We start from the raw sequence: 23,646 nt of genomic DNA on the forward strand, positions 1-23,646 counted from the left end.
GAAAAGCGTGCTAAAGCACTGCTTTTCGGGCGTTTTATATGTTTTATTGTCGCTTTAAACGCTGAAGTTCGAAGCTTTTTGACAGCCAATTCTTCTCTATAAAGGCTCAGAAGCTTTTTTATTTTGTCTGATTACTGTAGGTGGTGGCATAAAAATAATATAAATAATGCTACCGAAAATAAGGATAATACCAAGTATTTGCAATAAATCTGGTCTAAAGGACAAAATGATAATATCTAGTAAAATAGCTACGACAGGATCAACAAAAACGAGTACGGAAACGATAATTGTTGATAAATTGCGTATGCTATCAAAAAATAAATAATACACAAAGCCTGTATGTATAATGCCTGTCCCTAAAATAAATAACCAATTTGTCGTTGTTAGTCCCTCAAATACCTCAAAATTGCAAAATGGCATGAGCATCACAATTCCAACAGTCGTTTGAATAAATGTTAATGCATAAGAGGAAAGACCGCTAATATTTTTACTTGTAAACATTGTGAGGGCATAAAAAATGGCTGATAATAGCGCCCAGACAAAGCCTGAATTAAATAGTTGGTCGAGTGATTGAAAATGCTCAATCCCGACGATTAGCACACTACCAAAAAAGCAGACAGTTGTTGCTAAAATCGCTGGTAAGGACATTTTTTCTGCAAGTAAAATCGCACCGAGCAACAGTACGAAAATCGGAGCCAAATTGTAAATAGAAATAGCAACAGAAATAGACATTTCCTCAAATGCCTTAAATAAAAATACCCAGTTTAAAACTAAAAAAACACCACATAAAACGGTTGTAATAAGCTGTTTTTTATTCCACTTTTCAGTTTTTAACCCTCCTGTAATTAACCATAAGCCACCCAAAAACAATGTGGCAAAAATACAACGGATAAAGACCAGCTCGACCGCAGGAATGCCAGTTTGCTTTGTAAAAAAGCCAATCGAGCCAAAGATGGCCATTGAAATTGTAAGGTTAATCATGGCACGCATTTGCATATGGCGGTCACTCCTTTCAAAATAACTGTATTATATCACATGTTCAGAATTTTGAAACAATTAATCATCTTAAAGTAACGTTGTATAATATTACATATGTTATGCAAGGGGGATAATAGATGGCGAATAATATGCCGTATCGTTATGCATTTTTTGTAATAGGTATATGCCTATTCATTTTTTCACCATTAATCATTTTTTTAATACCAAGAATGATTCCAATGACATTTTACTTTGTGAAGTATACTTGGGTGTACTATGTTCCAACAGAAGCATATACGGTGTTCGCTGTTGGGATAGCTATTTTAATTATTTGCTGTGCTTTTTTATTTTTTGGCAAAATGAAAAAATGGGCAATAATTAGTAGCAGTATTTTATTTTTAACATCGATTGTTATTTTCTACGGAAGCTCTAGATGCTATATTGCAATGGATGATAACGGCTTTACATACAGGGGCCTTTTTGAGCAACAAAAACAATATGTAGGCTGGGAAAATGTGACACAAATAGAGCGTATAGAAGTACCGGCTGGTAAGGGTGGGAACGCGACATATATTGTTTCGCTGGATAACGGTGATGCTTTAACCTTCAAAGAAACAGCACATGTGCAGGAATATCGTAGTAAAATGCGGGGCAAATACGGTAAATATAATATTCCTGTCATTTATACGAATTAGGGGAGGAGGCGTTCCAAACTTCATGTAGCTGTCAGCGCTTGGAACGCTCTCGGTGGTGCTTTTTGAAAGATTTTGTGTATTAAAAGAGTAAGGGGATTCCTTGAAAATAGGAGAAACATGGGGTTTAGCGGATGTTCTTTTTGAGAAAAGTTAAATTTTCGTTTCTTGCGCTTAGAAGTAAATCCTGCTAAAATTAGTGTTTTTCATTTTCAGAAAACCCCCTTCGCTATTTTATTGAGCAAATATTTCGCCGAAACACCATCGCAAATGTTCCGCAAGCCAGCTACTGCACGCCTTATGAAACGCTCTTTAGTTTCTTACTTGCCCATTACCGTAAATCCAGTATTTTGTTGATGTTAAGGCAGCTAACCCCATTGGACCACGCGCATGTAGCTTTTGTGTGGAAATGCCTACTTCAGCACCGTAACCAAATTCAAAACCATCTGTAAAGCGAGTAGAAGCATTATGGTAAACAGCAGCAGCATCCACCATTGTTAAAAATAAATCCGCATGCTGTTGGGTCATCGTAATAATCGCTTCTGAATGCCTCGTACTATATTTCTGAATATGCTTGATAGCCTCTTGCACAGAATCAACGGTTTTCACACTTAATGCGAGACTTAAAAATTCCTCAGCAAAATGTACCTCATCAGCGAGAATGGCACTTCCTACGAATTGACAAATCGTTTCATCCCCATAGATTGAAATTTTTAATGATTGTAGAAAATCAAATAGCTCCTTACCGTATTTGATTAAAAAACTACGATGAATGACTAAGCTTTCCACAGTATTGCAGACGGAAGGACGTTGCGTTTTCGCATTTTTAATAATATTACATACCATATCGAACGGGGCACTATCATCAATATAAATATGGCAGTTGCCTGCACCTGTCTCTAGCACAGGTACGCTTGCTTCACGCACAACAGTATCGATTAAACCTTTGCCACCGCGCGGAATAAGAACGTCTAAAAACTCACTTAAATGAAAGAGTTCTTTTGCTGTTTCTCGGCTTGTGTCTTCAATTAAAAGCACAGCATCTAATGGGAAATTTGCATGATACAATGCTTTATGAATAGATGCAATAAGTGCGATATTTGAATTTTGAGCAGAGGAGCTACCTCTTAATATAGCAGCATTGCTTGTTTTTAATGCTAGTGTTGCTGCATCAACAGTAACATTTGGACGTGCCTCATAAATCATACCAATAACACCAAGTGGCACACGTCTTTTAACAATATGCAATCCATTTTCTTTTTGAATATTTTCAAGTTCCTCGCCAATTGGGTCGGGTAACTCAATTAATAATTGAATCGCCTCGCTCATTGCTTGGATACGTCCTTCATTCAGCATAATGCGGTCGAGTGTTGCAGCAGATAGTCCATTTTTTGCTCCAAGCTGTAAATCCAACTGATTTGCTTCTACAATTGTCGCTGTATCCATTTGCAACTGCTCTGCAATACAGGCAAGGGCCTTATTTTTTTCAGCAGTTGTTTTCAAATTCATGATGATGCTTGCACTTTTTGCTCGTTGTCCCTTTTCCCTTACTTCGTTAGCCATCTATTTAAACCTCCTTCATTTGAACCCAATAATCACGATGAATTACTTCTGTTGCTTGTTTGAATAATTCAGTCGTGCGCTTTCCCATTGCTTGCTCGAGCTCCTCCTTGGAATACTTTATTTCACCACGTCCGATACAATGATGCTGGTAAAACACTTCAACGACATCACCTCGTTTAAAATGACCTTCCAATGCGTAAACACCTGCTGGTAATAAGCTTTTGCCTCCAGTCGTCAAAGCTTTGACAGCCCCTTCATCAATGAATATTTTTCCTGTAACTGTAGATAATCGAAGCCATTGTCTACGGCTTGATAAAGTGGAGGGTTCCTCGCTAGAAATATACGTACCATCCCCATTGCCAGCTAAAACTTCCAGTAATTTTTTTGCTCCTGTTCCTTTTCCGATAAAAACATTAATGCCTGCTTCAAGAGCACAGCGCGCAGCTAATAGCTTTGACTCCATCCCCCCTGTGCCGACTTTGGAGCTGCTGCCCGATGTGTTAGCAAGTAGCTCATCCGATATAACAGTTAAAAAATCTAAGCGTTTGGCATTAGGATTTTTTGTGGGATTCACTGTATATAGCCCATTGATATCCGTCAAAATAATTAGTTGGTCTGCATGAACAAGCCCTGCTACTAATGCAGAGAGCATATCATTGTCTCCAAATGTCAGCTCCGCAACAGATATTGTATCGTTCTCATTAATAATCGGTATTACAGAGCGTTCTAGTAGCTCAGAAAATGTGGCAGAGGCATTTTTGTAACGTTCTTTTTCGCTAAAATCTGTACGAGTCAGCAAGACCTGTGCTGAAATAATATTGTATTTGATAAATGCCTCATTGTAGAGCTGAATTAGTAGGCTTTGTCCAACAGCTGCCGCTGCCTGTCTGCCTTTCATCGTGACGGGACGCGTTGGATAGCCGAGCTTGCGGAAACCAGCAGCGACAGCGCCAGATGAAACGAGTAACACCTCGTGCCCCGAAAGCTTCAACTGTACGAGGGCCTCGATATGGTCATTAAATTTTTCAAAATCAATTTCTCCTTTATTATTTGTTAAAGAGCTACTGCCAATTTTTACGACAATCCGTTTTCGTTCCATATTTCTCCTCCTAGCAGATGCAATGAAAAAAAGCCCATTTCCTCCTAATTGATATAGGACGAAAGGGACTTCCGTGGTACCACCTAAATTGAATGCATACAATGCATTCCACTTATCTCATAACGCTGAGTGAGCGCTTAGTTTGGCTAAGGGCAAGTTGAAGGAGGTTGGGCGGCTTGTACTATGCGAATTTTTCAGCCAAAGCATTCGCTCTCTGTTATAGTCAGTGACCGCTTACTAGTCTTCAATAAGCTAAATATATTTTACATAGCATGCACGATGAAGTGTATTTTGTCAATTATAATTTCGAATATTCCGATAATAAAAATGGCGAAAAATACTATTATTAAACGCTAAAATGCATAAATATAATATTTTGTGTATAAAAAATTTGATTTTCTCCTTATTTTATAATAAAAATATGCTATTTTTGTTTTTGATAGATTGATTCCGAATGACTATATTTAAGCCACCTAGGAATAAGCAGCTTGTGCACAATGCAAAAGGAATCTTCAATGAACTTTGAACAATGCTATGAACAGTATAAACCGTTAATTCAAAAGGCGTTATATCGTTGCCGCGTTTATGGCAATTTTGATGAATATCGACATATAGCGATGATTGCTTTATGGGAGGCGACGCAAACATATGACGAAAATAAAGGAACCTTCGAAACATATGCCTATTTTATGATGCGCTATCAAATTATTGCTGAGATGCGCAAGCAAAACAATCATCGAAATCGCAACATGCTAGTTGGTGATGAAGCTTTGCAAGTTTTTATAGATGATGGACGAAATGCCATTGTGATTGAAACACCAGCACTCGCAATATTGTGGGAAGAGTTAACGACAGATGAGCGCTATATTTTGACTAGCTATTATGTCCTGCAAAATAGTGACAAAGAAATTGCGCAAGCTTTGCAACTCAAAGTGGAAACGTTGAAAAAAAGAAGACAGCGCCTATTAAAGCGCTTGAACAAACAGCTTACTGAGTGCGGTAACATGTTGTTGTAAAAAAGATAAAATCTCTTTCATCTAAATTCAAAATAATACCACTAAACTCAATATTTCTTACTTTGCCAAACAAGCTAGCACCCTTTGACTTAATAAAACAAAAACGAAAAGGGCTGTCCAAAAAGCCGTGCATAGCCGGCGTTTTGGACAGTAGCAATGATGTTTCGCAAAATGTTGATTCCTATAAACATAGAACACCTCTTTTAAAAATGGGATGAACATTTGCTTTAGCAGCGTTATCCTTCAGTAAAAGGGAAGCGATGAAAACATTGATTTCAATGCGGTGTCAAAACAAAATAGACTTTTCGCACAACTCCTTTCTGAATTTACAAATTTTCATATAAATGCTGAATAAAATGTGTGCGCTCTTCGGGGGATTGCTGAAAATTATTAATGAGCAATGCTCCAAGCGTAAAATCGTCATCATTGATTAAAAACTGCATATTCACAGGTTGTTCTTGCTCGTTAATTGTACATTGACCTTTAAATTCTACAACAGCCTGCTCACGCTGAGTTTTAAAATAGACCCATTTGCTTTCATCACAATAATGATTAAACACATCCTCGATTGTTGTTGTATTCGTTTCACTTAATGATATTTGCTTTATTTCATCTATGTATTGATTATCTGTAATATCATCCTTTGGTCCATAAAAATAAATGAAAATACCGATAATACAAAGCGGCACTAGCCAAAAAATCGTACGTTTTCCAAACCCCATAAGTCCCCTCCTCATTTACACTAGTAGCATTATAGCATTTGATGATACAGTTGGAACAGTGAAATTGTATACTAAAAGAAAATATAGAGAGAGGAAGACACCAATGAATCAACTAAAAATTATAAAGTTAAATGAGCAAAATTTACAAACTGAAGGTTGCTATTGCTTGCGAAGTGATAAGTGAGCTGCAGGTTATCAGCATAAAAATGAATGGTTACAGCAGCAATTTCAGCAAGGCTTGCGATATATTAAAGCAATAGAAGGGGAAAAGCAGGCAGGCTTTATCTGATTTACAAACATATGTACGTTTAATATACTAGTTATATAGAAAGGGGCGATGTATAAAGTGAGAGCGCTGCTCATTGCCGAAAAGCCATCGCTAATGCGAGATATTGAAAAAGTTTATAAGCGCATGCAATTGCCATATACAATTGACTTTGCTTCATTTATAGGACATGTTGTGGAGCTAAAGGAGCCACACGAATATAAAAAGGAATGGAAAAAATGGGATTTAGCAGTGCTACCGATGATGCCGGAGCGCTATGAATTTCGTGTAAAAAAAACTGCCTATAAAGTGTATAGGGAGCTAGAGCAAAAGCTAAAAACAGGGCACTATGATTTTATTATAAATGCGTGTGATGCGGGGATGGAAGGGGAAAACATCTTTTATTCCTTTTATAAAAAAGTGGGCTGCAGGCTACCCGTAAAGCGCTTTTGGACATCACAAACAACGGATAATGCAATACATAAAGCATTGACCCATTTGCTAGATGAAAATGATTACCTCATTCGCAATCTGCGCAATGCTGCCATGTATCGCATGATATTTGACTGGCTAATTGGCTTAAACTTAACGCGTGTTGCTACGGTAAAAGGTGGGCGTACGATTAAAGTTGGTCGTGTAATGACGCCAACCCTCGCCATTGTAGTCAAACGTGAGCTTGAAATAAAACAATTCCAGCCAGAGCCATATGCGCAAATTGAATTACAGCTACCAGAAATGACGGCGCTATGGTTTGACCCAGTCCAAAACACAAATAAAATACAATCTGGCGAAGTGAAGGCCATTGCTGCACGTATTACAGAAACAGCGATTGTCAAAGAGCTGAAAACTGAGCGCAAAGCATTGCCTGCCCCACCATTGCATTCATTGCTGGAACTGCAAAAGGAAGCGAATAAATTTTATGGCTTTACATCTGCAAACACATTAAAAATTGCTCAAAGCTTGTATGAAAAAAAGTTAATTACTTATCCACGTACCGAATCTAAGCATTTACCGACAGCATTTGCTGAAAATATTACAGCACATATTAAAGCGCTTTGTTCATTAGAAGAATACCAAGCTATTGCAGGGGAAATTATGCGTAATCACTCCAATATAGCTCGTGTCACCTCCTCTAAACGCTACGTAGATGATAAAAAATTAACGGACCATCATGCTATTACAGTAACGGATGTAGCTGTAGGGCGCAAAAAGCTAACTGAGGCGGAATGGAAAGTGTACCATCTTATTTGTAAACGTCTTTTAGCTATCTTTTTACCAGCCTATCAATTCGATAAAACGACTATTATTTTACAATCTGGTGGGGAGCTTTTTAAGCAAACAGGTAATCGTATTGTAGAAAAAGGCTACACAGTATTATATGAAACATTTCGTAGAAAGGGGGAACTTCCTCTCCCTTTATTAAAGGTAGACGATATATTACCAATTAAGGAGTTAAATATTTTATCTAAAATGACTGAACCGCCATCACGTTACACAGATAGTACATTGCTTGATGCGATGTTCCATGCAGGGCGCTTTATAGAGGATGCAGAACTGCAAAAAATTTTAAAGGACGCAGAAGGTATTGGTACATCGGCAACACGTGCAGAAATTATAGAAAAATTGATAACGATTGGTATGCTAGAACGACAAGGGAAATCATTAGCTGCTACTAATTTTGGAATCGATGTTATTGCTAGCTTAGGCAATCATGATGTCGTTTCTCCAATTTTAACAGCAATTTGGAGCAAAAAGCTAAAGGACATTGTCGATGGTCAATTAAATGCATCTGCATTTTATAAGGAAATGCTTGCCTTTGTAGAAGAAACAACAGCGCGTATGAAAGCGTTGGAAATGCAAGTGGCTGAAAAGGAGATTGTCGTTGTCGGGAGCTGCCCATTATGTCGTAATGCAGTAGTAGAAGGGTTCCGAGCATATACATGTCAAAACAAAGCATGTAAATTTGCTATTAGCAAAGTATTAATGAAAGGTAAAGTAACAGCAATTGATGCGAAGAAGTTACTTTCTGGCAAAGAAACTCGTGAAATCCGCTTTACATGGAAAAGCGGTAAAAAAGGTAAAGCTCGCCTGAAGTTACAAGGGGAGAAGTTGGAGTTTGTTTTTTAGGATTTACCATAGTAATCAGGGCTATCGGAAAAGATAATTTCTTTTCTGATAGCCCTTCATGCTATATTCAAAATTTCCTACAAGTATATTTTATGATAGTTACAATTAAAAAGACTGTCACTTTCCAGTAGCTGAATAAGCTGGGACTTTTAAGTTGTTGATAAGCAATCATTTCATATGCGAAAAAGAGAGGATGCCATACTATTTTTCCTAAATTCCTAGTTAAAATTAGATATAGCAATTTTATCTTTAGAAACTTTAGTAATCTGGTAAGATTTCTATTGTTTTTTAGGGAATATGCGTATACAATAATGCTCTGTAAAGTAATTTGTGAATACTTGTCTGAATTGTTTTTCAACTAGGAAATTCGCACTTTTTCGCATGAAAAACCATATAATAAGTGCAAATGTTTTGAAAAATGTTCATCTTTTTATAAAAAAACGTCAAACTTATTACAAATTGTCTTGACGTATTTGTAATAAGTTTGTACACTGTGTAAAATCAAATGTTTTTTGGGGAAGTACAATAATATTATAAGGTAAGGATTTGGTAAAATGATTGTATGTAAATTTGGTGGAACTTCTGTTGCGAATGCGCAGCAAATTAAAAAAGTTGCGAATATTGTAAAAGCTAATCCAGCAAGAAAAATTATTGCAGTATCTGCTCCAGGAAAGCGCACGAATGATGATATCAAAGTAACGGATTTATTAATTGAACTTGCAAACAGTGCATTGCAAGGTGGAGATACTGAGTTAAAATTAAACATAGTAATTGAACGTTATGCTGATATTGCAGCAGAGCTAGGATTAGATGATACGATTATCCAAATCATCACAGATGACTTGCGCGAACGTCTGGAAGCAGACAAGTCACAACAGGCATTATTTATGGATAACATAAAGGCCAGTGGTGAGGATAATAATGCAAAGCTTATCGCAGCTTATTTTAATTCAATCGGAATGCCCGCCAAGTACGTGAGTCCAAAAGAGGGCTTAGTTGTGAACGATTTACCAGAGCGAACTTTTGCTTTGCCTGAAACATATGAGAATCTAAGCAAGCTTGCGAATGTCGAGGAAATCATTGTGTTCCCGGGCTTCTTTGGTTATACAAAGACGGGCGTGCTGCGTACGTTTGACCGCGGTGGCTCAGATATAACAGGTTCGATTCTAGCCTCCGCAGTTAATGCAGAACTTTATGAAAACTTTACTGACGTTGACTGCGTCTTTTCAGCAAATCCGAAAGTGGTGAATTGTCCAGTGGAAATCAAGGAAATCACATATCGTGAAATGCGTGAACTTTCCTATGCGGGGTTCTCAGTATTTCATGATGAAGCGTTAATGCCTGTATATAAACAAGGGATTCCGGTAAATATTAAAAACACAAATAATCCTGCTGCATCTGGTACACGTATTGTACCAAAGCGCCCGGCAACAGGTAGCCCTGTTACAGGTATTGCGACGGATAGCGGATTTTCTATTTTATATGTATCGAAATATTTAATGAATCGTGAAGTAGGCTTCGGTAGACGTTTACTGCAAATTATCGAGGAAGAAAATATTTCATATGAGCATACACCATCTGGACTAGATGATATTTCAGTTATTATGCGTTCCCATCAATTGAACGATGAGATTGAGGCGCGTATTATGAAGCGGGTGAAAGAGGAATTACAAGCGGAGGACGTGCATTTCCGTCATGATTTCTCAATGGTTGTAATCGTAGGTGAAGGTATGCGAAATAACACGGGCTTAGCAGCGCGCGCAGCGACGGCTATTTCAAATACAGGCGCTAATATTGAAATGATTAATCAAGGTTCTTCAGAAGTAAGTCTTGTATTTGGCGTACTAAGCCAATATGAGAATCAAATTTTAAAGGCGCTTTATGAGGAGTTTTTTGCTCATACAACTGTGTAAAAGTAAAGCTACTGTAATTATTAGAGAAAATCTAATTTTACAGTAGCTTTTTATTGAGCGAAACCAATTAATTGTTATGATATATTAATTGTACAACGCCAGATGAAAATGTTCTTGTGTTAACAAGCTTTAAATTTATTTTTTCTGTAACATTTGTGAATAATGGCTTACCTTCCCCTAAAACAACAGGATGAATGGATAATCGAAATTCATCTATAAGCCCTAAATCAATGAATGCTGTAATGAGACTTGCTCCACCATAGAGCCAAATATTTTTGCCAGTTTTCTTTTTTAATGCCTGCATTTCCTCGGCAATATTTTCTTGAATAAAAACAGCTTTGCTATGGTCTTGTTGTTTCGTTTTTGAAAAAACGTATTTTTCTTTACTATGAACAAGTGCCCAAAATTGCTTCTCTTCATCATCATTTGTATCAGGCGTATAGTGTCCCCACAAATCATAGCTTTTTCTACCATACAAAATTGTGTCGATATTGCTTAAAAAGTGTGAGAACTCCATATCGGAATCCATAATACACCAATCTATTTCTCCATTTTTTCCTTCAATGAAGCCATCTAATGTGATTGCTAAATCTAAAATAATTTTTCTTTCATTGTTTTGCATGACCTTTCTCCTTTCGTTTTGCAGTGAAGGGTTTGATTTTACCATTGTGAAGCGAAAGAAACAATTTAGTAAACTGAGCTTTCCTGCATACAATTTGTCGGTTTTTGCGTAAAATAGAACACGGGGGTGGGTGAATGGAGCGCATTTTACGCGTAATTCGACTTGTTTTTCGCAATATTTATACGTACCGAGTAGATTATATCCGGGTCTTTTTAGGGATTCGGCTATTTCAATTACTCATTGCATTGCCGTCGATTTCACTGCTGTTGACTGCAACATTGCATCTTTTAAGTATAGATAGTATTACAGAGGAAAATATTATCCAGCTATTTGCTCATCCATTATTTTTATTTGTCATAGCACTAATGATTTTAATTGTTTTATTGTTTATTTATTATGAAATGGGTTTGCTTATTTTGCTTGCCTACCATCAGCAAAGAGGAATACCGTATACATTACGGCAGCTATGGCGTCGATTAAACAAAAAGGTTGTTTATTTTATTAGCTTTGAAACAGGCTTACTATTTCTATATGTGGTACTCGTCATGCCACTCATTTCTTCTATACTACCATCTACGATTACACAAAGTTTAAGTATCCCAGATTTTATCGTGGATGAATTAATGACATCTTCACAGGGGCGGCTTTTATATATAATTGGAATCGCATTATTATTTTTAATTAGTTTGCGCTTTATTTTGACGATGCCGTATTTTACAGTATATCAATGGACAACAATTTTACAGGCTGTAAAATTAAGCTGGCAATTTTCGCAACGCAGATTGGTTGAACTTGTCGGCATGCTCGGGTTGATACTTATAATGCATTTAAGCTTAACTGTTATTTTATTAGGGTTAACCTTTGTACCTTTATTTGTTATTGAGCGATTAATCCCAGACCTGGCACTTGTCACAGCCGCCTTTACATTAACTTTTGCACAGGGCTTACTATTGCTTTTATTTACTTTATTACAAGCGCTTTTTTCACAGCTCGTTGTTGTCGTTGGCTTTCGTCTAACACATGATAAACCAGTGGCGCTGCATAACGAATCATTTCGTGAAACGATTATGCATTGGACGATTGTTTGTACTATTTTTGTTTATTTTTTAATGAGTGGTGTGCAAGTAATTAATTTAGAAAAAACACTCTACGAGCCAGAGACAAAGGTTATTGCGCATCGGGGCTTTATGGAGCAGGGTGTGGAAAATACAATGAGTTCCCTTATTGCATCTGTGGAAGCAGGGGCAGATATAGTGGAAATTGATATACAGCAAACAAAGGATGGAAAGTTTGTCGTTTTTCATGACCCTACATTGATGAGAATGGCTGGTCGGAAGGAAGCAGTATACCAAATGGCGTTAGATGAGCTAACGAATACGACTGTAAGAGCGGGTAAATTGCGTGATAAAATTCCCTCTTTAGAAGAAATGTTGCAAAAAAGTGAGGAGCTTAATATTCAATTATTAATTGAAATAAAGCCACATGGACATGAGACAGATGATTATTTACAGCAGTTCATTGAGCTCCTTTTATATTATGACGCATTGGAAAAGCATTATGTCCAATCAATTGATAGCGCGGTTATTTGGAGATTAAACGAATTAGAGCCACGCTTAAAAGTGGGGCTTGTCTTTGCGCTTTATATTGGAAAATTCCCGCCTGTAAAAGCAGATTTTATTGCATTACAGCAGGATGTGGCATCAGGTCGCATGATTGAGCAAGTTAAGCGTAATGAAATGGAATTGTTTATTTGGACAGTTAATGCTGAGCGTGATATTCAATATTTTTTAGAGCATGGTGTTGATGGAATCATTACAAATCATCCAGATAAAGCAAAAAATAGCCGTACAATGCTAAGTAACGAAACATATTTTTTAAAACGAATTTATAATAAATTAACGATATTATTTTAAGGAGCTTACAATGAATCAATATATGTACCAATTATCAGGAAATATTGCATCGACAGAAAAAAATCCGATAGTTAGCGCAAATGGTGAGCAAGTAGCTTATGTCGCACGCATCTATAGCAACCGATTAAAGCGATTACTGGATGGCTATTTTGATTATCGTTATTTTTTAACGTATGAAATCATCGATTTAAGCGGCAATGTAACATTTCGTATTTCCAAAAAATTTCGCCGTGGTAAACTATGGTTTGAGGCGTTTTCTTATAGTAAGCAGGAACGTTATACAATAACGTACGAAAATTGGCGTGTTGGTCTGCCAGAGCTAGCTATTCATTGGCCCGGTGGCATAATGAAAATTGATAAGCAAATGGAAGGTTGGTCGACCTTTACAGTAAATGACGAGATTATTGCCCGCTGGCAGGCAGTCTATGTAGAAGCAGAGGACGTTTTTCAAGTAGTGCTGCAAATTGAGCCAGATAGTCCTGTGCAGCAGATGGATTTTTTTGTCGCAATTAGCCAAGCCGCATTATTTATAGGTTCTTAAGGAGAGAGAAGAAATGAATGTTATTTTTGCATTAACAGCAACAGGGGAACAGCTTTTAGAAACGGTATCAACAGATGTTGCAGGGCTCTTAGCAGCCGTTCAAGGAGAGAGCGTAACATTTCCCTCCGGTAGCTATCAGTATGATTTTCATGCATTAGACCATTATGAGGAGGGGGGTGCATATCGTCAGGAGCTTGTGATTTATCTAAAATGAGTGCCAGGCACGCACACAATTTCCACACAATTTAGGCGAAGCCCACTGTCACGAGGCAGGCATTTGACATATGGTAAGTGTACAGATGCTTTTGCGCGGGAGGAGAGGGGTGTGTTGGACGAACAACAAAATTGTTTATGTGACGTGCTAAAGGAAATATTGCATTTTCAAAATTTAATCGAGCATACTTGGACAAAGCATTTTAATTATTTATTATTGAAAATTGTCGGTAGCGATACAATTCCAATTGCGCTATTGACGAGGCGAGGTACGCATTTGCAGCTAACGGATTATGAAAGTGGCTTTACGACCTGTTATTTTCGCATCGAAAATATTGATGTTTCAAATAACCTATTAACTGTTTCTTTTTTATGCCCAATGTCAATAGAGGGCGAGCCGATTATGCGGGCTGAAGAAATGGTCACGCTAAAAAAGACGAACAGGGAAGCAACGATTAATATTGCGACACTTTCAGGTGTTCAGCTTTTTTCTACTTCATTGTTAAGTGCGAATATTTTCGTTGAATCAAAGTGGTGATAATTACTTGAAAAGCCGAAAATCAACTCTATCTATTCGCTTTAATTTAAAAGCAAAGACGTTGTATCCTACGTTTTCACTCCTTTAAAAGAGGATAACCACCTTAACGCAATAACAAAATAACAAGGTGTCTGAAAAATGGTACGCTAAGCATGTTTTCTGTGTAGAGTAATCGCAGAATCATGCTTTTTAGCAATTAAGGTGAAAAGTATTTTGATAATTAAAGATTAGAACAACATCAGGCGTGTTGATTATGAAAATATTAGATATGGATGCGTGTGTTTAAGGTAGAGAATGCACTGTTAATAAAGGGTTTACTTGTTGTTTGGAGTGAAGGGGGCGAGTGCTCCTGTGATTACTCGTCGCAAAGCAAAGCCTTCCAGCAGGACAAAGTGAAGGGAGGCTAAAATCGCCGCGTCCCCCCGCAACGGAAATCAACAAATTTCCTAGGCTCTTTTTGTAAAATAAAGGCTAATCAACACACCTGCTATTTTTATTATTTTGAGGAGTACTCGTTAAAGGAGATTGCTGTAATTTTTCCAGATAATGAAAATACAGTAAAAACCAGGATGCGTAAAGGTAAGGCATTACTTAAAAAAGATTGGAAGCGTTAAAATGGACGAGCGATTAAAAAATTTAAAGCGGGCAATGAAAAAGAATATATTTGCTGATTTGCATTTCAATGAGGAGCATCGTGTAACAATTCACAATAAAATATAGACAAATATTGAGAAGGAATTTTTTACTCTTTTAACAGAGCGTAAAACAGCGACGGAGCTCATTCAGCTTTTACACGTAAAAGGAGTGAAAAGCATATGGCAAAATGAAGGTATCGTTTTTATTAAGCTACATCAAGCAGAGTTAGAGGGTGATGCGGATAGTATTTGGAATGAGCAAGATGAAAAATCCTATAACTCTACAAAAAAGAGGCTGCAAAAATATGGAGTGGCGATGCAATCAATTTTAGAAGAATTTATTGCGTGAGGTGAGCGTAAATGAATCTTAGTCGATTTTTACGGCAGGTCACATCCTTTATCCACTCAAGGCTGCAAAACAGCATGTTGGATAATAAGAAGGCGGAAAGGCTTGCAAAACATCATATAGGTAACCCTCTAACACTTGGAAGGGAGCTTGGTCAGGTACATAAGCCGAAAATGGATTGGCTTATGCTTGGGCTTGGTATTTATCGTAGAAAATCGTATATTTTTTGCAGTTAAACGAAGGGGCTATTCCAACCTAACTGCTTAATAGGGTTAATTTACTTTGGTGAAAACAGCTATGTTTTCTATGTCGTTTAAGCTTCTGTCCTTACTATTTTAGTTTTACTTGAATCTAATAAATAGAGATAGTAGAAGGAGGGATATTTTTGACGACGATTGGCATGCTACACCATCGGAAAGACCCAACAACGGTGTTAAAATCATATGCCTTTGCTGCTGTGGCAAAGGTAGAAGGTGTTGACTTTTTTTATTTCACACCGAAAAGCGTTAATTTTACGAGGAAAACTATATTGGCCCAAGTGTATGAAAATGGCGCATGGTATGAAAAGGAATGCCCTTTTCCAGACGTTATTTACAATGCAGGAAGCCCAGAAAAACTTGCTGTGTCAAAGGATATAATAGGGAAGCTGCGCAAGGAAATTCCTTTTACAACGAATTCTATCGGCAATAAGTGGAATGTGGCAAAGCGTTTACTTGCGTATAAGGATTTTGCTAAATACATTATCCCAACAGAAATTATTCAGAAGACGGAAACTGTTCATCAGCATTTGGCGAAATATCCGACTATTGCTTTTAAGCCAATAGATGGGCGTAAAGGAAAGGGAATTTATTTCATTTCAAAAGAAGGTACGAGTTACACAGTTAAACATAATAGTACAGTAACGAAATATACAAAAACACAGCTTGATGCATTATTAGCACAACAGCTAGCAACAGGCACATTTATTGTTCAGCCTTATATCCGCTCAGTTACAAAATCAGGCTTAGTGTTTGATTTTCGCTTGCATGTCCAAAAAAATGGGGATGGCAATTGGGTAGTGACAACGGTTTATCCACGCGTAGCTCCGGCAGGTAGTTTAATTCCTAACATTAATAATGGCGGCTATACAAATTATTTAGAGCCTTTTTTACAGCAGGAGTTTGCGGAGCAAGCCTATGATTTAAAGCGTACATTAGAGCATTTTTCATTATCGCTAGCCAGACACTTAGAGCACATTCAAATACAGGAGTTTGGTGAACTCATCGATGAAATTGGGGTCGATGTCGGTTTAGACCAAAATATGAGGCTTTGGATTTATGAAGTGAATTGGCGTCCCGGCTGTCCACCAACGTTTTATTTAGAGCTTGATGTTGTGAAAAATACGATTCGTTATGCTAAATATTTAGCGGACAACAAGCAAGTTTTAGCAAAGGCAAGACAGGCGAAGCGGGTGCATAAAGCACAGCAACAGGAGCAATTAGTGACAAAGCCAATTGCAAAATCGCAGGTGCGTCCTAGCGATATGCCGATTATTGCGATTACAGGGAGTGCAGGTAAAACAACAACAAAGGCATTCCTATCCTCTATTTTACGAACAAAATGGTCGACCTTTGAATCAAAGGATTATTGGAATACGACAGAGCATACAAAAAAGCACGCAATGGAGCTAGCGAATGGCTATGAGGCAGCCGTTTTAGAGTATGGAATGGCGTACAAAGGTGTTATTACTGAGCATTGTCGCATACTTAAGCCTACAATGAGTATTGTAACAAATGTCGGCTTAGCGCATGTCGGGAATTTTGATGGCGATGTAAAGCAAGTGGCACTCGCTAAATCCGAATTAATTCAAGGAATGGATCAGCATGGGGTGCTCGTTATTAATAAAGATGATTTCAATTCTAACTATTTAACACTAAAGCAATTTAAAGGAAAAATAATAACTGTAGGCATTCATTCTGATGCGGATTATAGGGCGTATAATGTGCGCTATAAAGAGGATGGCATGACGTTTAAAATCAAGCTACGCGGTAAGGAAATCTCACTCTTTATTCCAATTTTAGGGGAGCACCATGTATACAATGCATTGAATGCTATTGCACTTGCTGATTATTTACAGTTTAGCCCTCAGGAAATTAAGCAAGGCTTAGTCTTCAAAAAGCCACCTCGCCGCTTGACACTTTATCATTGCAAGCGGGCGATTACGCTTATTGATGATACGGTGCACTCGCACCCACAAGGGGTAAAGGCAGCAATTGATGTATTGTCGTCCATTGCAAAACGTCGAAAAGTTGCCATTATTGGTCAAATGCGAGAGCTTGGTGATTTGCGAGAGGCGGAGTATAAAAAGGTGGGAGAATATATAACAGAGCAAGGCATCGATATTTTTATTACGTATGGCTTCCGCACGGAGGAAATGAATGCAGCGGCGAAGGCAAAAGGCTTTAATCCCAAAAATATGTATCATTTTACAAACAAAGAGCAGTTACATGATTTGTTAGAAAAAATTATTAAGCAAGGTGACACAATCCTCATTAAAGGGGCTAGTAAAACAAATATGTTTGAAACCGTCAAGTTTTTAGCGGATTTATACGAGGGGAAATAGGAAATCGCAGATAACTAAACAAACAGCATCTCCGGCCAAAGGAGATGCTGTTTGTTTATTGTATGCTTTTCAAATGGAAATGAATTTTTTTAGCGGCGGAATAGGCATTTCTTTTTGCTTCGTGCTTAGTACGACCTGTTGCGATGACATAGGCATAACGATGCCCCATGGAAAGTGGTGGGATTAAAACGGTTCCTCTCCGTGGCTTAATATAGACGTCGACAACACCCGGGCTGCTTTTGGCTTTATTTCGACCTGTTACTCTTTCTAGTACACCTTTGCGTTCAACAACTAAGTATTTCGTATAGACGAAGTGATGATGAAGTGGCTCAATATTAGGCTTTTCACCTATTAAAAGCTTTAAGGTCTCCTGTACTAAACTAAAACCGAAGGCTGCTTGTAGCATATGGTTCATCGCACCGCCTGAAATGCGTGGGTTAATTTCAATCAGCTTCCAACCAGCTTTTGTATGGCGTAGTTCCAAATGCATCGCACCGTTCTTTAACTGAAAGGCAGTTGTGATTGACTCGACAATGTTTTGCAAATCTTCCTGCATTTTCGCTGGGATATGAGCAAGCACGGTATAGCCTGTAATGATAAAACGTTTGCCTTGTGTAATATCTTGTTCAATAACCGCAATTAAATGTGGCTGACCATTATGAATAATTGTTTCGACTAAATATTGGGGGCCATCGATATATTCTTCAATCATAATTGTGTCCTTCGGATATTTTTCTTGCAGCGCTGTGATGTGCTGATTTAATTGCTTTTTGTTTAGTGCGTAAAGAACATCCTTCGAACCAGTCGATTTGGGGGATTTGACGATAAGAGGGAAGCTCATTTTAGGAAGCTCACTCACATTATCTGCCTGTAATATTGTAAATTTCGGTGTAAATTCGAACTTTTGTAAGTACTGTCTTGTCGCCTCTTTGTTTTCCATCGTTGCAATCGCTTCCGATTGCGCATAGTTTTGACAAAATTCATCGCATAATAGAGAGGCTGTGTGCACGTAAGGGTCTGTAAAGCTGACGATGCTAATAATCGTTAGCTGGGTTTGCTGTAAAGTGAGTATCGCCTTTCTCATGGCATTCATATTTGTGATATCGACTAACACCATTTTATGCACATCAGCATATTCCTTTCTTTGCAGGAATTGCTTTTCATTATTTGTAAAAAGAACGGTAAAATAGCCGAGACTTTCAGCAGCTTTAATTGCTTCACGACTCGAGCCACTTTTGTTTGTTCCAATAAAAACAATCGTTTTCACATCATCACTCCTCATTTTAGCTATATACGATTTCTATCTTTCTATATGTATGAGCATAATAGGGCTTCATATAGTTGACTATCACGTGCGACTTATAAAAATAAGAGAACATTCATCCAAATGTGTTTGTCTTGCTGGCATATGCTACTAGCAGAAGGGGGGAGTGTATGAAGCCTATACCTGTTGGTGCTGTAGTAGAAATTATCGGTGGAGAACTTGTAAAAGGGTCATCTGATCTTTTAATTGAACATGGTGCATATCGTTTAAGGCAAATAAAGCATAAAAGGACAGCGTTTTTTACGAATACGAAAATTGTCAATTGGCAAAGCTTATCGACTTTTTTTCCGTTAGTTATTGTGACGGAATGGGCATATCGTTTAAAGGAAGTGCCTGATGGAGTAACGATTGTGAAAGTGGATGATATGACAAGTGCTTATTGGAAATTTGTTGAATATTATCGCAGTCAATTTAAAATTCCGATTGTTGCCATTACAGGAACGGCTGGAAAAACGACAACAAAGGAAATGGTGAAGCATATACTGTCAAGTGACTATGAGGTTGTAGCGACACATTTAAGCAATAATTCTCGTACAGAGCTGCTGCAAAATTTATTGCGTATCAGCGAAATGACAAATGCAGCGGTTTTTGAAACGGCGGTTGGTGCTCCGGGAGATGTGCTTGGTGCAGGGCGTTATTTTAAGCCATCTATCGGCGTAATTACAAATATAGGGTCGCATCATTTAAACTATTGTAAAACACAAGAAGGATATATCGAGGCAAAGGCTGAAATGCTGCAAATAGTAGGAAAAGGTACACTTATTATTAATGCGGATGATATAAATACAAAAAAAATCAACTTTCATGGTTTTCAAGGAAAAATCATTCGCTTTGGGAAAAGCAATGCAGATTATTTAGTAAGTAGCATTACGTATACAGAACGTGGAATGCGCTTTATTTTGCATCATCAACAAAAGCAATATGTTGTGAAAATGCCCGGCCACGGAGAGCATCAAGTGTATAACGCATTAGCTGCATTAGCTGTTGTACATGAAATCGGAATGCCTTTACAAAAGGCCATTACACAGCTTGCTACGTTTCGCAAATTAAATAAGCAGCTACAAATTTTGAGAGGGATTAACGGCTCTATGTTAATTGATGATACGTGGAGCATTACAACGACATCCCTTGATGCAGCTTTACATGTTTTAAATAAGCTAGGACATGGTAAAAAGAAAATTGCCGTGATTGGGACAATTACGGATTTAGGTTCATGGGGCTATAGCATTCACAAGCAAGCAGGTGAAATTATTTATAAGCATGGTGTTGACGTACTCATTACGATTGGTGAACATGCAAGCATTATGGCATCAAAGGCGCAGCAATTAGGTCTTGATGCGGATATTTATAGCTTTAAAAATAATGTGTTAGCACGCAGTCTTCTTAAAAAAATTGTTGACAGTAATACGGTGATTTTAATTAAAGGCGATATGTACAGCGAGGCAATACATGAATTAGCAGCACAATTACGTCGAGGGGAGGAGCAAGCTTGATAGCAGTGTCGATAAAAGACCTCCGAGCCTTGTTGAATGCCCAGTTAATACAAGGCGCTACCAACTTTTCAGTAAAGCAGGCCCTACACTATCAGCAGCTAGATAGTATAAAGCGTGATGCGCTCATCTTCCTTCGTAAAAATGAAAACGTCGACTGGAAGAGGCTAGCGCAGCACGCACCAATTGTGATTGTGTCTGATAAGGCAGAAGAGGAATTGCGAAAGGCTCCTATCGCCATTACGATATTGCAGGTGAAAAATATGCACCGCGCGTTTTGGCAATTTGTTGACTATTATCGCGAGCTCTTTACGATTCCAGTCGTTGCTTTAACAGGCACATGTGGCAAGACGACAACAAAGGAAATGATTCGTCATATTTTATTAGAGGATTGGCAAGTACAGGCGACAGTGAGCAGCATTAATGAGCCAAGGCAGTCGCTTAATTATTTAACGATGGTTGACCGAAAAACACAGGCGGCTGTTTTCGAGCTAGGGCTAGGAAATTTAGGGAATATTAAACATCAATGCTTAATTTACAAGCCGACAATTGGGATTATTACCAATATCGGTGTACATCATTTAGATGGCTGTAAAAGCTTGCAAGGCTATATTCAAGCAAAGGCAGAAATTGTAGACGGGATTCAGGAAAATGGAACATTAATAATGAATGCGGATGATGAAAATAGCAAAAAAATTTCTTTGACAGCTTTTAAAGGGAAAATTGTGACGTTTAGTGTCAAACAAAATGCAAACTATAAAGCAAGCAATATTCAATATGTTGCAGGAGGAATGCGCTTCTCCTTACTAAAGGAAAAAGAGCGCTACGAATGTTTTGTACCAGGCTACGGAGAGCATCAAGTGTACAATGCTTTAGCAGCATTTGCGGCAACAACTGAAATGGGCTTTCCATTGCGTAAAGCAATTGCTAAGCTTCGAACATTTAAAAACATGGAGCGTCACTTACAATTTTCTAGTGGCTTAGCAGGGAGCACAATTATTGACGATACATGGACGAATAATCCAACCTCAATTGAAGCAGCTTTAAAGGTGCTTCAAGCAGTAGGGAAGGAGAAAAAACGAGTTGTAATTTTAGGTGATATCAAACGATTAGGTAAGTATGAGCGCCAATATCATCGTGAAATAGGCACGCTCATTGCTAAGCAATCTATTGATACATTAATAACAATTGGAAACAGTGCCAAGGAAATAGCGCTACAGGCGAAGGCAGATGGTACGACAGCACGAGTGCATAGCTTTACAGATGTCACAGGGGTAATGGATTTACTGAAGAAAATTTTAACGAAAGATGCGATTGTTTTAATAAAAGGCCCGATGTCGAGCAGGTCAATGATTGGGTTTGCAAGTGAATTAAAGGGCAAGAACTAGCAAAGCGAAGACTATCTGGAAGGGTAATTTTGTTTTTTCTCTTTTACTCTGGAGAAACACTGCTAATCCCTGTGTTTCTCCTATTTTCAAAGAGATTGTTATGAGTAAGATTTTTGTTAAAACACCATCAAAAGCGTCCAAAAAGCCGGCAATTGCACGGCTTTTTGGACGCCCATTCATACATTTATTTTGTAATGCGCTTTGCTGTAATAAAACGATCCTTGTAGTAATCCACAAGTAAGACACGCGTAATGACACCATCTTTAGTTGGCACAATAATGCGATGCTCACCTGCATAAACGGCAACGAGTGTTGGGTTTTTAGAGCCCTTTGCACTACTGAAAAAGACGATATCCCCTTTTTGTAAATTGTTGCGTGAAACAGTCGTTCCAAGCTTCATTTGCTGTGATAAAACAGTTGTATTAATTTTCACACCGCTTTGCCCTAATACATATTGCACATAGCCACCAGCAGTAAAGCGTTTTTGCGCGGCTGCGTTAATAGAGCCAATAATGGCACTATTTTTATGAAGAAAGGCTTTTTCAACAATTTTATCCCCTGTTGATGCTGGGTTTGAAGCCATTAAGGATGGCAGCACACGACGGGCAGCATAATAATTATCTTTATAATATGGCTTGCTATTCATATCAGTAATCACAATATTCTGTTTTGAATCTGCCATATGTAGTAACTTGTTATTGCCAATATAAATTCCTACATGGTCAGGGTCTGTTCCTGTTTTTTTACTTTTGAAAAAGACTAAATCACCTTTCTGCAATTGGCTTTTAGCCACCGCTTTCCCTTGCTGAAGCATATAATCCTCGTTATATGTGCCTAAATCAACGCCATTTTTCTCAAAAATATACATTAAAAATGAGGCGCAAGAAAATTTATAAGGTGCTGTCGCTTTGTATTGTGTGTTGCTATATGTTGCTTTGCCAATTAAGCTTTTCCCCGTTGCGATAATTTGGTCTGCCTTTTGATTGACTGCTTGCTGACTAACGCTAGCAGTGGCAGCCGCTACTTCAGTAGTTTGAAAAGTAGCAGGTAATAATGGAATTGAGCTGCAGCTAATAGTTAGTGCTAATGCTGCTGTGAATATTTGTTTTTTCATCATGGTCCCTCCTTGATTTCAAGCTCGCCATGATTGTAGCATGCATAAATTGTGCATTTGTTAGGTAAGTTTATCCAATGGGAAATGTGACAATTTTAAACCATTGCTACATAGGTATCGAGTAAGGTAATTTACAGTTGTGTAACAAATATGACGGAAGGGGGTTATTGGAAAAGGAGGATAGCATCTGCATTTATTCGTAGGAAAAAGCGGTATTTGATAATGTACGAAGCCACAGCTTTAATTGGAATGATTCGTTGCTAAAAGATAAAAGGTTGCCCTAAAGTTTCTTTAAAATAAACAAATCAAACTCCATTTTCAGTTGCGTCAAAAATGTCCAAGTCGCCCGATTCAATTACTGCTTAAAGTTACTTGCTGCTTTTAATATCTGAATTGCGGACAATATTTCATCAGTATGAATCATTTGTAAATTATTTATGAAATTTCAGTTATTTTTTTATAGTAAAATGGTAATATAAAGTGAACCTTCAGCCCAACGGAGACTGTTAATAGAAGTACATAAGTTAGTAATCTGACATCCTGTA

Annotated in this window: 19 protein-coding genes; 12 read left to right on the forward strand and 7 right to left on the reverse strand. The window is 37.8% G+C overall.

All coding sequences use genetic code 11. The features are described 5' to 3' along the window. Positions 1-96: 96 nt before the first annotated feature. Positions 97-996 carry a DMT family transporter gene (locus tag C9J36_RS06855; protein ID WP_107942605.1) on the reverse strand — a complete coding sequence of 300 codons (900 nt, stop codon included), beginning with the start codon at positions 994-996 and terminating at the stop codon, positions 97-99. A gap of 119 nt (positions 997-1,115) precedes the next feature. Here C9J36_RS06855 and C9J36_RS06860 point away from each other — a divergent pair, with 119 nt between their 5' ends. Beyond that, entirely contained in the window at positions 1,116-1,673 is a 558-nt protein-coding gene (locus tag C9J36_RS06860) for a hypothetical protein (protein ID WP_066163527.1), read from the forward strand. Between the two features lie 309 nt (positions 1,674-1,982). On the opposite strand, the gene C9J36_RS06865 is transcribed toward C9J36_RS06860, so the two are convergent. Together C9J36_RS06865 and proB are read right to left on the reverse strand one after the other, a co-directional pair. Then, positions 1,983-3,233, reverse strand: a complete 1,251-nt coding sequence (locus C9J36_RS06865) for a glutamate-5-semialdehyde dehydrogenase (RefSeq protein WP_107942606.1) — start codon at positions 3,231-3,233, stop codon at positions 1,983-1,985. A gap of 4 nt (positions 3,234-3,237) precedes the next feature. Continuing rightward, complete coding sequence (proB, locus tag C9J36_RS06870; RefSeq protein WP_107942607.1) at positions 3,238-4,332, reverse strand: glutamate 5-kinase; 1,095 nt, start codon at positions 4,330-4,332, stop codon at positions 3,238-3,240. Positions 4,333-4,847: 515 nt separating this feature from the next. Between proB and C9J36_RS06875 the strand changes: the two genes are divergently transcribed. Beyond that, positions 4,848-5,348, forward strand: coding sequence for a sigma-70 family RNA polymerase sigma factor (locus C9J36_RS06875; protein WP_161485059.1), 501 nt, complete (start codon positions 4,848-4,850; stop codon positions 5,346-5,348). A 326-nt stretch (positions 5,349-5,674) separates the two neighbouring features. On the opposite strand, the gene C9J36_RS06880 is transcribed toward C9J36_RS06875, so the two are convergent. After that, a complete protein-coding gene (locus C9J36_RS06880; RefSeq protein ID WP_066163517.1) occupies positions 5,675-6,070 on the reverse strand; it encodes a hypothetical protein in 396 nt (131 codons plus the stop codon). Positions 6,071-6,407: 337 nt separating this feature from the next. On the opposite strand from C9J36_RS06880, the gene C9J36_RS06885 reads away from it, so the two are divergent. Together C9J36_RS06885 and C9J36_RS06890 are read left to right on the forward strand one after the other, a co-directional pair. Beyond that, complete coding sequence (locus C9J36_RS06885) at positions 6,408-8,462, forward strand: type IA DNA topoisomerase (protein WP_107942608.1); 2,055 nt, start codon at positions 6,408-6,410, stop codon at positions 8,460-8,462. Positions 8,463-9,016: 554 nt separating this feature from the next. Further along, on the forward strand, positions 9,017-10,375 hold the full coding sequence (locus tag C9J36_RS06890; RefSeq protein WP_107942609.1) for an aspartate kinase: 1,359 nt from the start codon (positions 9,017-9,019) through the stop codon (positions 10,373-10,375). 67 nt (positions 10,376-10,442) lie between these two features. Here C9J36_RS06890 and C9J36_RS06895 read toward each other — a convergent pair whose 3' ends face one another. Further along, positions 10,443-10,997, reverse strand: a complete 555-nt coding sequence (locus C9J36_RS06895) for a dihydrofolate reductase family protein (RefSeq protein ID WP_066163510.1) — start codon at positions 10,995-10,997, stop codon at positions 10,443-10,445. Between the two features lie 134 nt (positions 10,998-11,131). Here C9J36_RS06895 and C9J36_RS06900 point away from each other — a divergent pair, with 134 nt between their 5' ends. The 6 genes from C9J36_RS06900 (at position 11,132) to C9J36_RS06930 (ending at position 17,785) form a co-directional block, all read left to right on the forward strand. Beyond that, positions 11,132-12,910 (forward strand): glycerophosphoryl diester phosphodiesterase membrane domain-containing protein, encoded by a 1,779-nt coding sequence (locus C9J36_RS06900; RefSeq protein WP_107942610.1) that lies wholly within the window; start codon positions 11,132-11,134, stop codon positions 12,908-12,910. A gap of 10 nt (positions 12,911-12,920) precedes the next feature. Further along, entirely contained in the window at positions 12,921-13,451 is a 531-nt protein-coding gene (locus C9J36_RS06905; RefSeq protein ID WP_107942611.1) for a tubby C-terminal domain-like protein, read from the forward strand. Between the two features lie 13 nt (positions 13,452-13,464). Further along, a complete protein-coding gene (locus tag C9J36_RS06910; RefSeq protein WP_107942612.1) occupies positions 13,465-13,665 on the forward strand; it encodes a thymidylate synthase in 201 nt (66 codons plus the stop codon). Between the two features lie 114 nt (positions 13,666-13,779). Next, positions 13,780-14,202: a CotY/CotZ family spore coat protein gene (locus C9J36_RS06915; RefSeq protein WP_161956385.1), complete on the forward strand. Its 423-nt coding sequence runs from the start codon at positions 13,780-13,782 to the stop codon at positions 14,200-14,202. 804 nt (positions 14,203-15,006) lie between these two features. Then, complete coding sequence (locus tag C9J36_RS06920; RefSeq protein ID WP_107942614.1) at positions 15,007-15,186, forward strand: helix-turn-helix domain-containing protein; 180 nt, start codon at positions 15,007-15,009, stop codon at positions 15,184-15,186. A gap of 382 nt (positions 15,187-15,568) precedes the next feature. Next, positions 15,569-17,785, forward strand: a complete 2,217-nt coding sequence (locus tag C9J36_RS06930; protein WP_107942616.1) for a YheC/YheD family protein — start codon at positions 15,569-15,571, stop codon at positions 17,783-17,785. A 55-nt stretch (positions 17,786-17,840) separates the two neighbouring features. On the opposite strand, the gene C9J36_RS06935 is transcribed toward C9J36_RS06930, so the two are convergent. Continuing rightward, the gene (locus C9J36_RS06935; protein WP_066163493.1) at positions 17,841-19,052 is read right to left on the reverse strand and encodes an ATP-grasp domain-containing protein; all 1,212 of its coding nucleotides are present in this window, start codon (positions 19,050-19,052) and stop codon (positions 17,841-17,843) included. Positions 19,053-19,219: 167 nt separating this feature from the next. On the opposite strand from C9J36_RS06935, the gene C9J36_RS06940 reads away from it, so the two are divergent. Together C9J36_RS06940 and C9J36_RS06945 are read left to right on the forward strand one after the other, a co-directional pair. Further along, positions 19,220-20,602, forward strand: a complete 1,383-nt coding sequence (locus C9J36_RS06940; RefSeq protein ID WP_107942617.1) for a Mur ligase family protein — start codon at positions 19,220-19,222, stop codon at positions 20,600-20,602. Between the two features lie 5 nt (positions 20,603-20,607). Then, entirely contained in the window at positions 20,608-21,987 is a 1,380-nt protein-coding gene (locus tag C9J36_RS06945) for a UDP-N-acetylmuramoyl-tripeptide--D-alanyl-D-alanine ligase (RefSeq protein WP_235616049.1), read from the forward strand. 184 nt (positions 21,988-22,171) lie between these two features. Here the strand turns inward: C9J36_RS06945 and C9J36_RS06950 are convergent, their stop codons facing one another. Next, positions 22,172-23,104 (reverse strand): C40 family peptidase, encoded by a 933-nt coding sequence (locus tag C9J36_RS06950; RefSeq protein ID WP_235616019.1) that lies wholly within the window; start codon positions 23,102-23,104, stop codon positions 22,172-22,174. Positions 23,105-23,646: the final 542 nt, after the last annotated feature.

This window comes from Metasolibacillus fluoroglycofenilyticus, from assembly GCF_003049645.1.
Taxonomy (GTDB): Bacteria; Bacillota; Bacilli; order Bacillales_A; family Planococcaceae; genus Metasolibacillus; species Metasolibacillus fluoroglycofenilyticus.